Here is a 17,692-nt window from a genome sequence, read left to right as displayed (position 1 = left end):
CTCGATCAAAAAAGAAAACTAGGACTAGTGAAAAGAATTAGAAAACAAATTGATAAATTTGGATTAACTAATGATGATTTGCAAATAACTGTAAATCAGTAGTGTAATTTTACGTTAGTCAGAATTTCTAAAGGTGTAGTTTCCATAGTTGTACTTTTTTAAATGTTCTAATTTATCTTTGTTTTCTTGTACAAATCTAACTTGAGATGAGTTGTATATTAGTGGTTTTCTGTGCGAAGCTTCTAAAAAGGAAAGTGAAACTTCTCAGTTTGAAACTGAAGCATTTGTGACACAGATTTTATACACTCCTTTTTAGAAAAACAAAAAGTTCCTGGAATTATCAAAAACTCATTACAACATTAAAAGGCGGTAATTAGATATAGTGGAATATAATTGTCAAGAAAAAACACAGCCTTTTACGCTCTTTTTTTTACATTTATATGTTGAACTCACTTTTAGTAATGCTTTGATTTACAAAATTTACATTTTGCACGCTAATTTTGTTGGCTTTTTAACCGTATGGCTATGCTGAAAAAAACCTACTTGATTATAGTACAAAAGCCAAACTTTTCGGTTGAATACCAATACGCAAGATGAGTTCGTTAACAAATCATTTAAACCCGTATTGACATGAAAAAAATAATAGTCCCCATAGATTTCTCTAAATACTCTGAGTATGCACTGGAAACTTCTGCTGCTTTAGCAAAAAAACATAATGCACAAATTATTGTTATTCATATGTTAGAATTATCAGAAGCAGTGCTATCGGTATCTGGCACTGAGACACAGAATGAAACGCTGTTTATGTTGAAACTAGCGAGTAAAAAGTTTGAAGAATTTTTGCAAAAAGATTACTTAGAAGGTATAGAAATTGAAACGATAATTAAGCACCATAAAGTATTTGATGAACTTGATCAAGTAGCCAAAGATATTGGAGCAGATCTTATTGTAATGGGATCTCACGGTCACAGTCGACAAGAAGGTATATTTTCTGGATCTAACACAGCAAAAGTCGTTAGACATAGTAATATCCCTGTATTGATCGTTAAATCTAAACTTACTAATGTAGATTTTGATAATGTAGTCTATGCTACAGATTTTTCTGAGGAAAGTATTCCTGCGTTCAAAAAAGCACTAGACTTATTATCTGCGATGAACAGTGAAACTACCTTATTGCATGTTAATTTACCATATTCAAATTTCCAAAGCACTACAGAAATAAAAGAACAAGCAAAAAATTTCTTAGAAAAAGCAGATGGTAACCTAAATAGATTACCTGAGATTGAATATATATCGGATTATTCGGTTGAAGCTGGAATTCTAAGTTATGCCGATAATTCAAAAGTGGATATGATTACAATATCAACTCACGGTAGAACAGGTTTGGTTCACTTTTTTGGGGGAAGCATATCAGAAGATCTTGTCCATCATTCAACTTTACCTGTTTTAGCTTTTAAAATGTAAAAAATCAGACTATAATTATAAGATAATGCTTCTCTATATTCACAAAAGTGAAGCTCTTTATAGTCTCTTATCAAAAATTACCAGACCAAAATTAGTGTATGAATAGTATTAAGATTCACTATCAGGTCTGGTAATTTATTTCTGAAAATTGAAAAAAACTTAACAAAACTTCTCTCTAAACATACTTCTTAATCGATCACTTTTAGGCAAGATATTTCTACCATTTTGCCAACCATACATATTCCTGCCATAGCTTCAGCTTCTTTATACACTATGGATATCCTTGGCTCATTTTTCTTTTCAATTTCAAAATCAATTAGATTAATAGGTTGTAACTTTTTACCAGTTTCTAACTGAATAATCCAAGAACATCCATCCAAACCTAACATATTTACCAAAGTACTAGGTGCCCCGTTAGAACAGGCTTGTTTTTCTGTACAAGATGATAGTAACAAAAGACCAAATACTACACTTATGATATATCTTTTTATATCTTTCATTATTATAATTTTTTACAAGTTAAACGTATGTTTCAAATGAAGAATTATATCTTATAACACTTCAATCAATTTTTTTAAACACCAATAAGACCTTGTTTTCAATATCAATTAAAGACAGGGTGAGGTTTTCTATTTTATAATATCTAATTTGTCGAAGCAAATTTTGATAGTGTACTGAGGTTTTTGCTTCAATACATTTCATTCTGGTTGCTCCTATAGTGTCAAATTCTAAATGTGTATTCGTTAGTTTTTTTAAATTTCCAAAAATTTGATTACAACCATCATTTCCAGTAAATTTATTCTCTCTATAATCAAATTCTAATTGCGATCGTTTTTGAGCAACATCTTTGTAGTCTTCGCCATTAATTTTTATAATACTCCAAATATCATTCAGAAGAACTTTACTTTCGGCAGCTACATTTCCTAATGATTTATTATTTCCTTCGTTATTTTGGCAGCTACATAGTATACAAGCAAATACCGCATAAATAAGAATACCCTTTTTTCATAATTATATACGTTTTATTATATAAAAGTAGATTATGTTTATGAAAAGGACTATAATTTCTATTCTGAAACAGTAAAAAACATAAATGAAACGTTCTAAACGAAAAGTGAGTTTTAGTTTGATATCAAACTAAAAAGAATATGCAAAATAACTCATGGTTTGTTTTGATTACCGGTTGTATCAGGAACTGTATTGTATTTATATAACAAGATTATAAAATATAAAACTAGTTTACATTATTTCATTGTATACATAGGATAGTTCACCTTTACTTTTGGATGATTGGCCTAGGAATACTGCCCTGATCTTTTGATTATCCAGTACTTTTAATATGATCATTAAAGAAATATTAAATTAAATCTAAACGTCATGAACCTAATTCGATACCTCCATATTGGTTTTGTTTCTTTAGTTTATTTAACACAATTGAAAGCGCAACAAACACGACATTATGATAAAGAAGTTTCTTTAACTACAGATAACGATGCTTTGGTTGCCTGGCAAATTTCTGATCGCTATTACACCTTTGGAGTAGGAATACAATACGACTTCAGAACAGAGAGACTATTACGACTTGAAAAACTATTTCCTTCTAAAAGTGATTACTTTTTTGGAACCGAATTACGTTTAGAAGGGTATACTCCTTCTAACAAATCAATAGTCATAGAATCTGATCAACAGAGTGTTTCTAATTTTGACAGACCTTTTGCAGGTATATTATATGGGACACTTGATGCAACATATGTTTTCAAAAAATCTTTTTTTGAAGTTGGTCTCTTGGTAGGGGTTATGGGACCTTTATCCCAAGCCGGAGAGCTTCAGGGATGGTTTCACAATAACATAACAGGAGGATCTACTTTTGATGGGTGGAGATTTCAAATCCCAAATCAATTCATTTTTAACATAAACACTAAAATCGTATATGATTTTACACCTAAAAGCAAATTGTTTGATGTATTTGGGATGGTAGAAACACGATTAGGAAATCTATATATTGACATTAGTCCTGCCATAGGTTTACGTATTGGTAAATTCGGGGAGCTATATAAATCAGCTGCTTTTGGTAATAGTATTCTATCTGATAAAAAATTTAAGTATTACTTACAGTCAACGATTGGTGGCACTATAACAGGGTTTGATGCCACAGCACAAGGTAATTTATTTGATAGGGATTTTGAATTTGCTTTAGATAATATAAGTAATAATCATATAACGCTTACCAATGGAATCTTTCTTTCTTATCATAATATTTCCATTGGCTTCGATCATTTTTTTACATTCGGAAAAGTAATACCTGATACACAACATTTTTATGCAAGATCGATCGTTAGGTTTCGATTTTGATCAAGAGCTTTTATTACATCTATATCAATTTTGAGACGGTAAAATTACCATATCATTGAGTAAGGACGCTACCATTTCGCTGGTAAAAGTTACTGCTGCATTTTGTGAAGAAGATGGGTTAATTAAAGCACTTTGACCTGACCATACCAAAGTATTTTGACCTTCTTGCAATTCTCCTGCAACATCATATAAAACAGCTTCTATTAGATATGATTTTTCATCTTGATAATATCCTGGGGTAGAAATATAACTATATGTTCTGTAATAATATCTACCAAAACGTCTATATCCTAATGGGACTGCATACGTCTCGCCTGGCGTATACCTTTGTGATTCTTTCGTATTGATCAAACTCATCGTGATGACTCCATCAATATCATTATCCTTTAAAATTTTAATAAATTTTGCATCTTCACCTTTTTTAGGAGACATCTTTGGTGGAAAAATAGTGATCCCCGTAATTGCATGAATACCATTGTCTTTTAGTAATTGAACAGCATTATTTTCGAAGGCTTTACGCGCTGCCAGATCTTCACCGATACCAACAACTGCAATTTTAGTATATGTACGTCCTTTGTAGTCTTTTGATTTCCAGGTAGAACTCAATTTTGGTGCGCAGGATGTTACTATCAAAAAAACAAAAGCTGCATAAAGTAAAATTTTCATATGTGTTTATATTAATTATAATGTAAAAGGGTTTCAACTATTTTTTTTATTTTTTTTGATCGTATAGGTTGGTAAAGAAATACTAAATTTTACCGCCAAAACTCGTATAACAACCACTAATGCAATAGTGCTTATATATGATATATTCTTATCGAATTTCAAAGAGTAAAGAATGATATAACATACTCCACCAGCAAGGGAGGCTAATGCATAAATTTCTTTTCTGAAAAGTATTGGAATTTTGTTACACAAAATATCACGGATTACACCTCCAAAACATCCCGTCATAATTCCAAGTACAACACTTACCGCTGGATTCAAATCTGCAGAAACTCCAATTTGCACACCGCTAATTGTAAATATGGCTAGGCCAATGGTGTCGAATATAAAGAGTGATTTTGTTAAAAAATATATCCTATTTCGAAATAGTATAGCCAAAATAACAGAAATGCTTATAAAATGTACCACATAGAAATGCCCCATCCACCAAACTGGTGTATTTCCAATAAAGACATCCCTTAGAATGCCTCCACCTAAGGCCGTAACGAACGCTACAATAAAGATACCGAAGAGATCCATTTGTCTTTTTATTGCTGTTAATGCCCCGGAAATAGCAAAAGCAATTGTACCTAGTATATCAAGAATATCGAAAAAACTCATTTCTTTTTTTTTTAGTATTTTATCTTATTTTGGTAATCTTGGGAGGACTATGCAAAACTCAATTTTGGTTTGCAGAATGCTACTATTAACAATACAAAGCTTGTGTAAAATAAAGTTTTTATCCGTATTACTTACTAATTACCATTTAAAAGGCTTAAAACCAAAACCATATTCTATATAATCTGCAGAACCTCCATCTAATGTTTTAAGGCCAATTTGTGCAAAGAAGGTTTTAGAAATGTTATATCGTAAGGCTGGTCTCATAAAAAATGCTCCTTTTCCTTTATCATCAGACACATACGTACCGATCTGAAATTTAATCGCTAATTGCCAGAATGAAAAATCATAACCTGCATGTATACCGGTTAATGTTCTTTCAGAGGCTTCAACATCGCGAAAACGATTATCGTAAAAGAAATCAACACCGCCGGTTAAGGCATGTACTTCATTGAATTGATGTTCATAATCAAGCACTCCAGAAAAAGTTCCGAATACTGTATTGGTTCCAATTTCTCTATCGGTTTGTCCCACTCCTCCTGCTACATATGCGCTTATAGAATTTCCACTTGTTCTATCTCTAGCAGAACGTGTAGGGCGTTTAAATCTGGCTGGGAGTACATTATTTGTGTATGGATCATTATCTTTTCTAAACTGCGCTGCATTATAATGATAACGCATCCCTAAATTGATACCATACAGGTTAAGACCATTATTAGGTTTAAACGTTGAACCATTGCTGAAATGACTAAAATCAAATCCATATAAAAGATCTAATTCTCTTGTAAATTTATAGGTAAATCCAAGATCAATATTAAAATATACCGCTGCTCTGGCTCCTATCGAAGTGTTCAATTCATTAGTATCTTGATCAAAAGGATTCAAATTATACGTAATCCCTATAGAAGGCTCAATACTAAAAACATTCCTCTTATGAGATCCTGATATTGAAAAATTCATAAAACCATAGATAGCATTTGGATTTCCAAAAACATTAGCATCGCTTAAAAACCCTGCATACGCCCCAATACCGTAGGAAGGATATCCATATCTGCTTGCCCATCCATTTGGATCGGTAGGTTGCCACCCTAATTTCACGGTTACTCCGCCATAACCATTGTCTAAAATACCGCTATTCCCTAAAGCATTATCTGATTTCAGAAAAGCGCCAAAGTGAGATTTTACCTCTATGAATCTGAACCTATTTTGGGGATTATTTTCAAGGTTATCCGAAGAAGATTGTGAATAGCTAAAAAAACATGTTAGTAAAGCAAGTATTAAATAAAGTTTTTTCATAACTGATATCATCATAAATAAAGTAATAACTACCCAAAAACACTTAATAAAAGCTTAATAATTAAAGCATTAGACAGATCAATAAAAAAAGCACCAACCAGAGGAACAACAATGAATGCCTTAGGCGATCCCCCAAACTTTTTAGTTACTGCAGTCATATTGGCAATTGCCGTAGGTGTTGCGCCCAAAGCTAATCCAGCATATCCTGCACTCATCACGGCAGCATCATAATCTTTACCCATAATTCTAAAAACAACTACAATTACGAAAACAGAAATCACTAACACCTGTACAATTACAATTAGGAATAGTGGTCCAGCCAAATCAGTCAGTGTCCACAATTGAAGACTCATTAATGACATGGCTAAAAAAAGCCCCAATGATAAATCCGAGGCCATGGCCAGAGGTTTTGATTTTTCAGGTTCCCAATGAAAATTTTTAGAAAATACCGGAATTAGGTTGGTAATGATAATGCCTGCAAACAATGCTGTGACAAAAGACGGGAGTGAGAGCCCTATCCATACGAGCAATTCATTAATTCCTATACCCAACCCTGCTGTTGAGAAAATGAAATAAATCATTTGCAAAACGTTATTATAATTCATTTCTACAGTATCCCCTTTACCATGGCGCACTCCTACCGTAACGGGTTTGCTATCTTTTGGTTTTAGATTGTGTTTTTTTATTAGAAATTTTGCAATGGGACCTCCTATAAAGCCTCCAAGTACTAAGCCAATAGTTGCGCAAGCAATACCCATTTCCATGGCATTTTCAATACCGAAATCGTTTTGAAAAGTAGGAACCCAGGCAATAGTAGTACCATGTCCGCCACTGAAAGAAACAGAGCCGCCTAAAATCCCTGTCACACTTGACATACCAGTAATATAAGCAATACCAATACCATTAAGGTTTTGGATAAAAAGATATCCTACCGCTACTACTAAAAGTAGGGCTAACGATTTACCTCCTTTTAATAGTGTTTTTAATCTTGAAGAAAGCCCTATAGTTATAAAAAAGATGATGAGAAGTGCATCCCTTAATTCAAGAGCAAAGTTTACCTCTATACCCGTAATAGTATAAAGAATACCGAAAAATATAGAGAAAATCACTCCGCCCGTCACAGGTTCAGGAATGTTATATGCTCTAAAAAAGGATATTTTCTTGTTAATATACTTGCCCAGAAACAGGACTAGACAGGCTATAACAATAGTGTCCCTAGGACCTATTTCCATAATCTATTTGGAGTTTATAATTTTATCCATAATCATCAGTTTGTTTACCGTTTTTTCTTATTCAAAACCCAAATCGAATACCTACACCAAAAATACTTTGACTACGTCTATCACCAATACCATCTTCACTGTAATCTATACTTGCAGCAGCAAAAATATGACTGGATTTTTTAAAGTTATAGCCTACTTCGGTAATTCCGAATTTGGTGTCAAAATCACCTAGATTTTGGTCATCATCTGGTTTTAAATAATTGAAACCTGCAGCAACATGCCATCGTTTATTCGTTGAGAATTTATAACGAGCATAGAACTCAACACCTTTAGCATCATAAAAAATATCTCCTAACCGTTGATGCTGTTTTAAAATAGCATACGAAGCTGCTACTGTAAATCTATCTATTTCATAGGATACGGAAGCTACAAAAGCCTCATCTCCATCCTTAGCTTGATTTGGTAATGGATCTTCAACTCCATCATTCACTTTATTATAACCGACTCCTATACCAAGTCCTCCTATTTTATAATTAGCTCCAAATCCATAGGTATCAATACTTTCACTATTCTCTGAGATATTTCTTGCTTCTGCTTGAGCTCCCAGGCTCAATCCATTCTTTTGGTATTTTAGAACAAAAACCTGATTGGCACGACCTGTCCCAGAAACTCCACCATCAGAGATGTTCCATACACCAATAGCAGCACCTCCAAAGGCTAAGAAGCGATCTATTTCAATAGCTCCCATTGTATAATACACAGAATTTTGTTTCCCGAATGTAAATTCAAAATCTTGATAAGAAACTCCAACAAATCCTAATCGAGTAAATACTGCATCACCAACTTGTGCAATCCCTGCTCCAGGATCTACCGCAAACTCTACGGTATCATCTCTTGACACAAGGTTTACACCAAATTCAATACCGCCAATAATATTAAAATTTTCTGCTTCGTCATTGGACAAGGCATGTTTAAAATTTAATCCTATACGTGGTGCATTATTGGAGATTCCTATTTCACCTTCTTCTGCAAAACCGGCTCCAATTCGTATACTCCCATAAGGTGTAACCCGAGAGGTAATTTCATCTATCCAATTTGAATCTTTTTTTTCGTTTTCTGAAGTCCTTGTTTCTTCAGCATTAGTGGCTTGTGCATATATTCCATTCGTTAGGAGTAGAGTCATAACAATCACTATAACATTTATTAATGGAAAATTGACATTTTTCATACACTTAAATAATTTAGTCATTCAAAAAACTTATGTTAGCCTAATAATTTAGCTTTAGCATTACGAGCATTCATTTCTGCGATATTTAGTATCGAAATCCCTTCTGGGCATTCTACTTCGCAAGCACCAGTAAACGTGCAACTTCCAAATCCTTCTATTTCCATTTGATACGTCATTTCTTGCACCCGTTTGTGTTCTTCCGCTTTTCCTTGTGGTAACCTATTGAGGTGATTAATTTTTGCAGCAGTAAATAATGCAGCTGAAGAATTTTTACAGGTCGCAACACAAGCTCCACATCCAATACAAGCGGCAGCATCCATAGCATTATCGGATATTTCTTTGGGAATAGGAATGGCATTGGCTTCCGGTGCTGTTCCTGTTTTTGCGGTTATATAAGCTCCCTGTTCTATAATTCTATCAAATGCAGAACGATCTACAATCAGATCTTTAATCACCGGAAAAGAGGCAGCTCTCCAAGGTTCTACGACAATGGTATCTCCATCTTTAAAGCTACGCATATGTAATTGACAGGTAGTCATATTATCGTGTGGTCCGTGTGCACGACCATTGATAAAAACACCACATTGCCCACAAATCCCTTCACGACAATCATATTCGTAAGCAATTACTTTTTCGTTTTTAAGGACCAATAATTCATTTAAATGATCTAGTGCTTCCAGAAAAGACATATCTTCCGTCAATCCATCCACTTCATAGTCTCTAATCGCTCCTTTATCCTCAGGTCCTTCCTGTCTCCATATTTTGAATGTTACTTTCATAATATATCATTTATAACTTCTCACCGAAGGTTTTACAAATTCAAATTCTAGTTCTTCCTTGTGCAACTTAAAATCTCCATCATCATACTCCCAGGCAGATACATAAGAATAGTCTTCATCTACTCTCACTGCTTCACCATCTTCTGTCTGGAATTCTTCTCTAAAATGTGCTCCACAGGATTCGTCACGTTCTAATGCATCTGTACACATTAAAATTCCTAATTCAATAAAGTCAGCTAATCGCAAGGCTTTTTCTAGTTCTGTATTCAGTTCATTACTACTACCGGTAATTTTTACATCTTTCCAGAATTCATCACGTATTGTTTTTATTTGTGCTATAGCATTTTCCAATCCTTTTTTATTGCGGCTCATAGCGCATTCTTGCCACATCACTTTTCCTAATTCTCTATGGAAATGATCTACGGTTTTCGTACCATTGATATTCAAAATTCTATCTATATCAGCTTTTACCGCTTTCTCGGCTTTTTCAAATTCAGGATGATCTGTAGTTGGATGATCTTCTTTTAAAGCACTTGCCAAGTAATTATTTATCGTATTCGGAAGCACAAAATAGCCATCAATACTTGCTTGAAGTAATGAGTTTGCTCCCAGTCTATTAGCTCCATGATCAGAGAAATTACATTCGCCTATCGCATACAATCCGGGTATCGTAGTCATTAATTCATAATCTACCCACAATCCTCCCATAGAGAAGTGCGCCGCAGGTGATATTTGCATAGGTTCTCTATAGGCATCAATCCCTGTGATTTTTTTATACATCGTAAAGAGGTTTCCATAGCGATCTTTAATCGTCTGGATTCCGAATTTTTCGATGGCATGTCTAAAATCAAGGTAAACGGCATTCTTTAATCTCCCCACGCCATATCCTGCATTTATTCGCTCTTTTGCGGCTCTCGAGGCTATATCACGAGGTGCTAAATTTCCAAAGCTTGGATATCTTCGTTCTAAATAATAATCTCGTTCATCCTCCGGTATATCGTTTGCTTTTCTTGCATCCTGTTGTTGTTTAGGTACCCATATTCTTCCATCATTACGTAAAGATTCTGACATCAAGGTAAGTTTAGATTGCGCTTCGCTAGATTGTGGCAATGCTGTTGGGTGAATTTGTGTAAAACTGGGAGCTGCAAATAAGGCTCCTTTTTTATGAGCTTTCCATAAGGCACTACCATTACATCCAATAGCCAATGTAGATAATCTGAAAACACGAGAATACCCACCAGTTGCCAGTACTACAGCATCTGCAGCGTAGCGTTTAAGTTCACCTGTTACCAAATCACGAACGATGATTCCTTTTGCTTTTCCGTCAATAACTACCAAATCCAGCATTTCACTACGTGGGAACATCTTTACTTTCTTAGCACGTACCATTTTATACAACTGAGAATATGCAGCCATTAATAATTGCTGCCCTGTTTGCCCTCTGGCATAAAAAGTACGCTGTACCTGTACTCCCCCAAAACTACGATTGACTAATACGCCTCCGTATTCTCTGGCAAAGGGAACTCCTTGTTGTACGTAATGATCAATAAGCGGAGCAGAAAGTTCGGCTAATCTATAGGTATTCGCTTCGCGAGATCTAAAATCTCCACCTTTCAAGGTATCATAAAACATTCTCCAAACACTATCTCCATCATGCTGATAATTCTTAGCCGCATTGATTCCTCCCTGTGCTGCTACAGAGTGTGCCCTTCTGGCAGAATCCTGGTAACAGAAGCATTGTACATCGTATCCCAATTCTGCAAGTGTAGCAGCTGCTCCAGCACCCGAAAGTCCTGAACCAACTACAATAACATTTAACTTCTTTTTATTGGCTGGATTGATCAATTGTGATGTAACCTGATAGTTACGCCACTTATCTTCTAGTTTTCCTTCTGGAATTTTTGAATCTAATTTCATCTGTATATTCTATTTGAGGTAAACAATGAATGGAATAATCCCGAAACCAATACCCATAATAAGAGCATAAACCAAAGAGACCTTTGCTATAATCTTTAATCCTTTTTTATGATAAAAGCCTAAGGTTTTGAAACCACTTTTAAAACCGTGATACAAGTGAAATGCCAGCGGTACGGATATAATAGTATAAAAGATAACATAATAAATGTTGTGAAAAAGACTATACGTTACTTCATATACATCTTTATTCCCATCTACATCTAATGCTACCGCATCACCAAATCCTAATTTGATACGCGCCCAAAAATTCACTAAATGTATAACGATAAAGATCAAAATAAGCGTTCCTAAAATCCCCATATTTCGAGAAGACCAGCTGCTATTTTGGTGAGCGTGATTCATAACATATTTTTGTGGCTTCGCTTTTCTATTTCTGATAGTAATCAGTAATGCATACACCACATGAAGAATAATAGATAGATATAACAAATACGCTACAATCTTTATCAATGGACTTTCCCTTAAAGTAGTCGAATACGAATTATACATTCCTCTAGCAATGTCTTCGGGTAATAACAGAATGCAGTTTGCAGAAAGATGTACTACCAGGAAAACACATAAGAACAGCCCTGTTCCTGCAACAAGTGTTTTCCTAAAAAATAATGGATTAAGTGCCATAATCTATTTCTGTTAAATTAGTACGTATAAAAAAGTTCTTGCATGTCATTTAATTTTTCACCCATAGAAAGCGCAAGCATTAATAAAATTCTTGCTTTAGCCGGATTTAAATCTCCAGAGGCAACAGTGTGATAATCTTTATCTTTAAACTCGTTGTCTCGCAAAACCCACCCAGTGGCAGCACGTGTACTTCTAACAACAATAACACCATGATCTTCGTAGGCTTTCTTTGCTGCATTCAGGATGGCATCCGTCATATTACCATTCCCAACACCAGCAATTACAATTCCTTTGGCACCAGCTTTTACGTGCATATCGATTAAATCCGGAGCCATATCTGCATAGGCATAAATAATATCAACTCGGGGTAATTTTTTGACCCCCGTTATTGAAAACTTACTGGTGTTTCCGAATTTTGTGTTTGGTTCGCGGAAAAAGCCCAATCTGCCATAAAACACACCACCCAACATCCCTTTAATAGGGGATTGAAAACTATTGACATTGGTTGTATTCATTTTACTCACGTCGCGGGCTGCATGTATTTGATCATTAAGTGATACCATCACACCTTTTCCTTTGGCTTCCGGGTTCGAAGCAATAGCCACCGCATTGTATAGATTCAAAGGACCTTCAGCACTTATAGAAGTTGAGGAACGCATAGAACCTGTAGTAACCACAGGCTTGTCACTTTTGACAACCAAACTTAGAAAATATGCTGTTTCTTCTTGTGTATCGGTGCCATGAGTTACTACGATGCCATCGACATCATCAGAAGCTAATAGTTCATTAATCCGATTTGCCAATTTCAACCAGATTTCTACCGTCATATCTTGTGAGCCTACATTGGCAACTTGTTCTCCTGAAACATCCGCTAGTTTTTTTATACCAGGAACTGCATTAATCATGGTCTGAATCCCTATTTGACCTGCTTCATAACTCCCAGAAGTGGCAGATGCGGCTGATCCTGCAATAGTACCTCCCGTTGCTAGAATTTTAACATTTGGGAGGTCAATGTCTTGAGCAAAACCAATAGCAGTTATTACAACTACTATTAGGAATGCCTTTATTTTTATATTAAATAATTTCATAATAAAAGAGTTTGTATTCTCTATTGCTTTTGGAAAAATCAATTATTTTTATGTAATGCAGCTGTATATTTTGGATGCATCAAATTATCTACACTGAGAATTTTATCTAATTCTTCTTCGGAAAGTAATTCTTTCTCGAGAACCAATTCACGAATTGATTTTCCTGTTGCCACAGCTTCTTTACCCAGAACATCTCCCATATGATGACCAATGTATGGGTTTAAGAAGGTGATAATTCCAACCGAATTAAACACCATTTGTTTGGTATGCTCTTCATTGGCAGTGATACCATTAATACATTTTTTGGCTAGTGTGACACATGCATTGGAGAGTAGCTCTACAGATTCAAACATACATTGTGCAATTACAGGTTCCATTACGTTTAGCTGTAATTGTCCTGCCTCGGCTGCAAATGAAATGGTCACATCATTTCCAATAATCTTAAAACACACCTGATTCGCTACTTCAGGAATTACCGGATTTACCTTCGCTGGCATAATGGAAGAACCTGCTTGCATTTCCGGAAGGTTAATTTCATTGAATCCACATCTGGGTCCAGAAGAAAGTAATCTTAAATCATTACAAATTTTAGATAACTTCACCGCTGTTCTTTTCAAAGCTCCTGAAATCATCACATACGCACCACAGTCTGAAGTCGCTTCTATCAAATTTGCGGCAGGCACAAAACTAGCCTTTGTGAATTGTTGTAAATACCCTATGGACAGTTCTGTGAATCCATCAGGTGCATTTACTCTTGTTCCGATTGCTGTGGCACCGAGATTAACTTCTAAGATAAGGTCACGACTATTTTTTAAATTTTTAGTTTCTTCTTTTAAATTTGCAGACCAAGCTCCAAATTCATCACCCAAGGACATGGGTACAGCATCTTGTAATTGGGTTCTACCCATTTTAAGGACATTTTTAAATTCGGCAGCCTTTTTATCAAAACTAGTGGTCAGTACATTGATTTTTTCCAACAAATGATTCATATAATAATAAACAGCTACCCTAAAGCCAGTTGGATAGGCATCATTCGTAGACTGTGATTTATTTACGTGATCATTAGGATGTAAAATATCATAACTTCCTTTTTCGTGTCCGTTTAGTTCTAAAGCTACATTTGCAATCACTTCGTTAGTATTCATATTTACAGAAGTACCTGCTCCTCCTTGAAATACATCTGAAGGAAAATATGCTGCGTACTTATCTAGATTTCCAAGAATTTCATCACAAGCCTGAATGATCATATCTGCTTTATCTGCCGGAATTGTTCCGATTTCTTTGTTCGCACATGCACACGCCTTTTTAGTAACTACTAATCCTTTTATAAAAAACGGATAATCTCCGATTATTGAATGCGAAATTTGAAAATTATTAAGAGCTCTTTGTGTATGAACTCCATAATACAAATCTCCGTTTATTTCTAGCTCTCCTAAAAGATCTGTTTCTTTTCTTGTTTTCATAAGTTCTTTATTTTGATTTGATTATGAGTTTATAAAATAAGACCTCCAAGTATAAATCCGAAGATGACACTGGAAGCAATCGTTACTATTCCAGGAATAATAAAAGAGTGATTAAATACATATTTCCCTATTTTGGTAGAGCCTGTGTCATCCATTTCTACGGCAGCCAATAATGTCGGATACGTAGGTAATACAAACAAGGCACTTACAGCGGCAAAAGAAGCTATAGCAGCAATAGGGCTTACTCCTAATGCTAAAGCAGCTGGCATTAATGCGGTTGTAGTCGCTGCTTGAGAGTATAGCAACATACTCGCTAAGAATAAAACAACTGCCAGCATCCAGGAATATTCATTTAAAATACCTCCTGCTGCTTCTTTAATTTCCACAATATGATTACTCACAAAGGTATCTCCTAACCAAGCAACACCAAGAACGCATATTGCAGCACTCATACCCGATTTAAAAGTGGACATACCTGTAACTTCATTAAGTTTTATTTTACAAACTAATGCAATCACCATAGCAGCTAATAACATAATGGCCATTATGGCGTGATTACGACTAATTGTTGGATCAGGAATTAACCCCACTTTCTTAGAAATTAAGCTTGCGTAGGTTACTATAATTAATATAGCAACACCAAAAATACCCACAGACCATTTTGCGCTTTTGGGGCTTTCGCTACGTTCCTCTGTTTTCTGTTTTATCAATCCAGACGCTACACGTCTTTGATATTCTGGATCTTCAACCAAGGGTTTCCCTAATTTGTTAGCTACAATAGCTCCAACCATACAAGCTAAAACTGTAGAAGGAATAGCAACAGCTAAAAGTTGCAAGTACGATACTCCTAAAGGCTCTAAAAAACTTGCAAAAATCACTACAGCTGCTGAAATAGGAGAAGCTGTAATTGCTATTTGTGATGCTACTACAGAGATACTTAAAGGTTTAGAAGGTCTTACGCCTCCTTCTTTAGCCACTTCAGTAATTACAGGTAAAGCAGCATAAGCGGTGTGACCAGTTCCTGCCAATAACGTCATCCAATAGGTTACGGTAGGCGCAATAAACGTAACACGCTTTGGGTTTTTTCTAAGAATCTTTTCAGATACATTGACTAGATAATCCAGTCCGCCAGCCTTTTGCATCGCAGCAATGGCAGCTATTACAGACATAATAATGAGTATTACATCTACTGGAACCGAACCAGCTTTGAGTCCAAAAACCAAGGTAAGAACAACAACACCAGCACCACCAGCATAACCAATACCGATACTTCCCAGTTTTGAACCCAAGAATATAAAAAAGAGTACAACTAATAATTCAATCCAAATCATATCTCAAGTGTTTAGTTAGTTAATTTCCAATTTTTACGTTGATAAATACCTTTAAGAATGGCATTCCAACTGTTCTTATGAATTTCAAATTGTTTAGGGTTGAGCAGGTCTTCTACATCCTTGTGAAGTTTTCGTATCTGCTTCGGGAATTCATGACGGATTTGTTCATCACTTAATTGAGCTTTTGGGTTTCCTAGACGTTCCATTTTGTAGGCGTGATAGACCACAATTTTCTTGTAATTTTCTCGTAACTCTCCTGTTAGCTTCATTTTATCCATTCGGTCTTCATACCATAATGCTTGTAGTTCCTTGTCATCTGTAGAGAAAACATCTACTTTGTATTCGAGACGTTCTTTTTGTTCGTCTGTTAATTCTTGTGCCTGCACATTTAAGAAACAAAAGCAAGCCAAAAAAACTATGATAAAATGATTACGATACATATCTATATATAAAATTTTATAAGTAACACTAATGTTGGAAGTCTTAGCTAAAGTAGTTCGCTATTAAGATTAAATTTCTAGCCATTTAAGTGAAGTAACCTAAATCAAACATGAAGTGTCTAAACCTAATATTGAAATCTTTTTTTGGTTATAAAGCTTATTTTTTTTACTTAAAAGTAGATACTTTATTATGTACTATAATTATCAATTTGGTTCAGTAGGTTTGGTAAATTAAATTAAAAAAAATATTCATTCCCAACCGTTGCAATGATCAGACAAATAACAGATATATAACATGTAGATATTGACTTCTTCCGAGTCTCTGGTTATGGCTAGTATATAAATAAAAAGAATTCGAATAAACCGATTCAATTATGAAATGTATTAATGATATAAGTCAAGAATTATATACACCTGCTTTCTTTAGATATATATTATAGTAGAAGGTTATATTTATGATGATGATCATTAGATTTAAGGCTGGCATATTAATATTATACGATTTACGGGTGAGAATTTCGTAAAAATAATGGCAAGGATTTTTCGCTAGATTGATGAATCAAATTAAAGAATAGCTATTGTTTCATTTTATGAAGAAAATATAGTAGAAAAAGAATGTCATTAGATGCGAAATTTTTATTCGTAAATCGTATTAGACCATCTAATGAAAATCCTGAAAATAAATAGTTTTACAATATATCTTAATGCTTTGAAGAATATGGGTTATCAAATTAACGATGGTGGTTCTGGTCTTTGCAATGCATAAATAATCTCAAAAATCCAATTAAACGATCTATAATAAATGAAAGGTGAGGATGAATGGTAGAATCAACTTTAAAAAAATATAGTAAAAAAGGAGAGATTAATTTCAAATATTGAATTTGTAAAAGCTGTATTTCAATTTTTCACAAGTGAGTTAACTGATACATCATTATTTGAAGAAATAATAATATCTACCTTGTATAACCATGCTAAGAGAATGAAAATAAAGGTTTGTGCTAAGAAGGGGTCATACGATTTATAACTAAAAATTTCGCATATTCATCGTTTCTTTTTCCTTTCTACTTCGTTTAAAAAAATAAACCGTAGCTATAGCTATGCTTGATTTTT

At 34.5% G+C, this 17,692-nt stretch carries 16 protein-coding genes; 2 read left to right on the top strand and 14 right to left on the bottom strand.

All coding sequences use genetic code 11. The features are described 5' to 3' along the window. Positions 1–630: 630 nt before the first annotated feature. Complete coding sequence (locus tag F0000_RS15950) at positions 631–1,464, top strand: universal stress protein (protein WP_149625727.1); 834 nt, start codon at positions 631–633, stop codon at positions 1,462–1,464. Positions 1,465–1,652: 188 nt separating this feature from the next. Here the strand turns inward: F0000_RS15950 and F0000_RS15945 are convergent, their stop codons facing one another. Both F0000_RS15945 and F0000_RS28615 read right to left on the bottom strand, forming a co-directional pair. Further along, the gene (locus F0000_RS15945) at positions 1,653–1,964 is read right to left on the bottom strand and encodes a hypothetical protein (RefSeq protein ID WP_149625726.1); all 312 of its coding nucleotides are present in this window, start codon (positions 1,962–1,964) and stop codon (positions 1,653–1,655) included. Between the two features lie 61 nt (positions 1,965–2,025). Continuing rightward, the gene (locus F0000_RS28615) at positions 2,026–2,349 is read right to left on the bottom strand and encodes an META domain-containing protein (protein WP_368668109.1); all 324 of its coding nucleotides are present in this window, start codon (positions 2,347–2,349) and stop codon (positions 2,026–2,028) included. A gap of 492 nt (positions 2,350–2,841) precedes the next feature. On the opposite strand from F0000_RS28615, the gene F0000_RS15935 reads away from it, so the two are divergent. Beyond that, positions 2,842–3,816, top strand: a complete 975-nt coding sequence (locus F0000_RS15935; protein ID WP_149625725.1) for a lipid A-modifier LpxR family protein — start codon at positions 2,842–2,844, stop codon at positions 3,814–3,816. A gap of 24 nt (positions 3,817–3,840) precedes the next feature. Here F0000_RS15935 and F0000_RS15930 read toward each other — a convergent pair whose 3' ends face one another. From F0000_RS15930 to F0000_RS15875, 12 genes are all read right to left on the bottom strand, one after another. Beyond that, a complete protein-coding gene (locus F0000_RS15930) occupies positions 3,841–4,482 on the bottom strand; it encodes a hypothetical protein (protein ID WP_149625724.1) in 642 nt (213 codons plus the stop codon). 33 nt (positions 4,483–4,515) lie between these two features. After that, a complete protein-coding gene (locus tag F0000_RS15925) occupies positions 4,516–5,142 on the bottom strand; it encodes a trimeric intracellular cation channel family protein (protein ID WP_149625723.1) in 627 nt (208 codons plus the stop codon). Between the two features lie 138 nt (positions 5,143–5,280). Continuing rightward, positions 5,281–6,435: an acyloxyacyl hydrolase gene (locus F0000_RS15920; protein WP_188112147.1), complete on the bottom strand. Its 1,155-nt coding sequence runs from the start codon at positions 6,433–6,435 to the stop codon at positions 5,281–5,283. 29 nt (positions 6,436–6,464) lie between these two features. Beyond that, positions 6,465–7,667: a sodium/glutamate symporter gene (gene gltS / locus F0000_RS15915; RefSeq protein ID WP_149625721.1), complete on the bottom strand. Its 1,203-nt coding sequence runs from the start codon at positions 7,665–7,667 to the stop codon at positions 6,465–6,467. Positions 7,668–7,728: 61 nt separating this feature from the next. Beyond that, positions 7,729–8,886: a porin gene (locus F0000_RS15910; protein ID WP_188112146.1), complete on the bottom strand. Its 1,158-nt coding sequence runs from the start codon at positions 8,884–8,886 to the stop codon at positions 7,729–7,731. A 35-nt stretch (positions 8,887–8,921) separates the two neighbouring features. Then, entirely contained in the window at positions 8,922–9,665 is a 744-nt protein-coding gene (locus F0000_RS15905) for a succinate dehydrogenase/fumarate reductase iron-sulfur subunit (protein WP_149625719.1), read from the bottom strand. 6 nt (positions 9,666–9,671) lie between these two features. Further along, positions 9,672–11,582 carry a fumarate reductase/succinate dehydrogenase flavoprotein subunit gene (locus F0000_RS15900; protein ID WP_149625718.1) on the bottom strand — a complete coding sequence of 637 codons (1,911 nt, stop codon included), beginning with the start codon at positions 11,580–11,582 and terminating at the stop codon, positions 9,672–9,674. A 9-nt stretch (positions 11,583–11,591) separates the two neighbouring features. Further along, positions 11,592–12,260 carry a succinate dehydrogenase cytochrome b subunit gene (locus F0000_RS15895; RefSeq protein ID WP_149625717.1) on the bottom strand — a complete coding sequence of 223 codons (669 nt, stop codon included), beginning with the start codon at positions 12,258–12,260 and terminating at the stop codon, positions 11,592–11,594. Between the two features lie 17 nt (positions 12,261–12,277). After that, a complete protein-coding gene (locus tag F0000_RS15890; RefSeq protein WP_149625716.1) occupies positions 12,278–13,348 on the bottom strand; it encodes a type II asparaginase in 1,071 nt (356 codons plus the stop codon). 38 nt (positions 13,349–13,386) lie between these two features. Next, complete coding sequence (gene aspA / locus F0000_RS15885) at positions 13,387–14,811, bottom strand: aspartate ammonia-lyase (protein WP_149625715.1); 1,425 nt, start codon at positions 14,809–14,811, stop codon at positions 13,387–13,389. 29 nt (positions 14,812–14,840) lie between these two features. Then, positions 14,841–16,142: an anaerobic C4-dicarboxylate transporter gene (locus F0000_RS15880; protein WP_149625714.1), complete on the bottom strand. Its 1,302-nt coding sequence runs from the start codon at positions 16,140–16,142 to the stop codon at positions 14,841–14,843. 11 nt (positions 16,143–16,153) lie between these two features. Then, positions 16,154–16,528 carry a hypothetical protein gene (locus F0000_RS15875; RefSeq protein WP_149625713.1) on the bottom strand — a complete coding sequence of 125 codons (375 nt, stop codon included), beginning with the start codon at positions 16,526–16,528 and terminating at the stop codon, positions 16,154–16,156. Positions 16,529–17,692: the final 1,164 nt, after the last annotated feature.

Source organism: Aquimarina sp. RZ0 (genome assembly GCF_008370685.1).
Classification (GTDB): domain Bacteria; phylum Bacteroidota; class Bacteroidia; order Flavobacteriales; family Flavobacteriaceae; genus Aquimarina.
The sequence above is the reverse complement of the archived record's forward strand: the minus strand, read 5'-3'. Positions and strand labels throughout refer to the sequence as shown.

What these genes read in the sequence shown, in the direction of transcription:
- F0000_RS15950 (WP_149625727.1), top strand. Translation starts at nt 631, where the DNA reads ATGAAAAAAATAATAGTCCCCATAGATTTCTCTAAATACTCTGAGTAT.
- F0000_RS15945 (WP_149625726.1), bottom strand. Translation starts at nt 1,964, where the DNA reads ATGAAAGATATAAAAAGATATATCATAAGTGTAGTATTTGGTCTTTTG.
- F0000_RS15935 (WP_149625725.1), top strand. Translation starts at nt 2,842, where the DNA reads ATGAACCTAATTCGATACCTCCATATTGGTTTTGTTTCTTTAGTTTAT.
- F0000_RS15930 (WP_149625724.1), bottom strand. Translation starts at nt 4,482, where the DNA reads ATGAAAATTTTACTTTATGCAGCTTTTGTTTTTTTGATAGTAACATCC.
- F0000_RS15925 (WP_149625723.1), bottom strand. Translation starts at nt 5,142, where the DNA reads ATGAGTTTTTTCGATATTCTTGATATACTAGGTACAATTGCTTTTGCT.
- F0000_RS15920 (WP_188112147.1), bottom strand. Translation starts at nt 6,435, where the DNA reads ATGAAAAAACTTTATTTAATACTTGCTTTACTAACATGTTTTTTTAGC.
- gltS (WP_149625721.1), bottom strand. Translation starts at nt 7,667, where the DNA reads ATGGAAATAGGTCCTAGGGACACTATTGTTATAGCCTGTCTAGTCCTG.
- F0000_RS15910 (WP_188112146.1), bottom strand. Translation starts at nt 8,886, where the DNA reads ATGAAAAATGTCAATTTTCCATTAATAAATGTTATAGTGATTGTTATG.
- F0000_RS15905 (WP_149625719.1), bottom strand. Translation starts at nt 9,665, where the DNA reads ATGAAAGTAACATTCAAAATATGGAGACAGGAAGGACCTGAGGATAAA.
- F0000_RS15900 (WP_149625718.1), bottom strand. Translation starts at nt 11,582, where the DNA reads ATGAAATTAGATTCAAAAATTCCAGAAGGAAAACTAGAAGATAAGTGG.
- F0000_RS15895 (WP_149625717.1), bottom strand. Translation starts at nt 12,260, where the DNA reads ATGGCACTTAATCCATTATTTTTTAGGAAAACACTTGTTGCAGGAACA.
- F0000_RS15890 (WP_149625716.1), bottom strand. Translation starts at nt 13,348, where the DNA reads ATGAAATTATTTAATATAAAAATAAAGGCATTCCTAATAGTAGTTGTA.
- aspA (WP_149625715.1), bottom strand. Translation starts at nt 14,811, where the DNA reads ATGAAAACAAGAAAAGAAACAGATCTTTTAGGAGAGCTAGAAATAAAC.
- F0000_RS15880 (WP_149625714.1), bottom strand. Translation starts at nt 16,142, where the DNA reads ATGATTTGGATTGAATTATTAGTTGTACTCTTTTTTATATTCTTGGGT.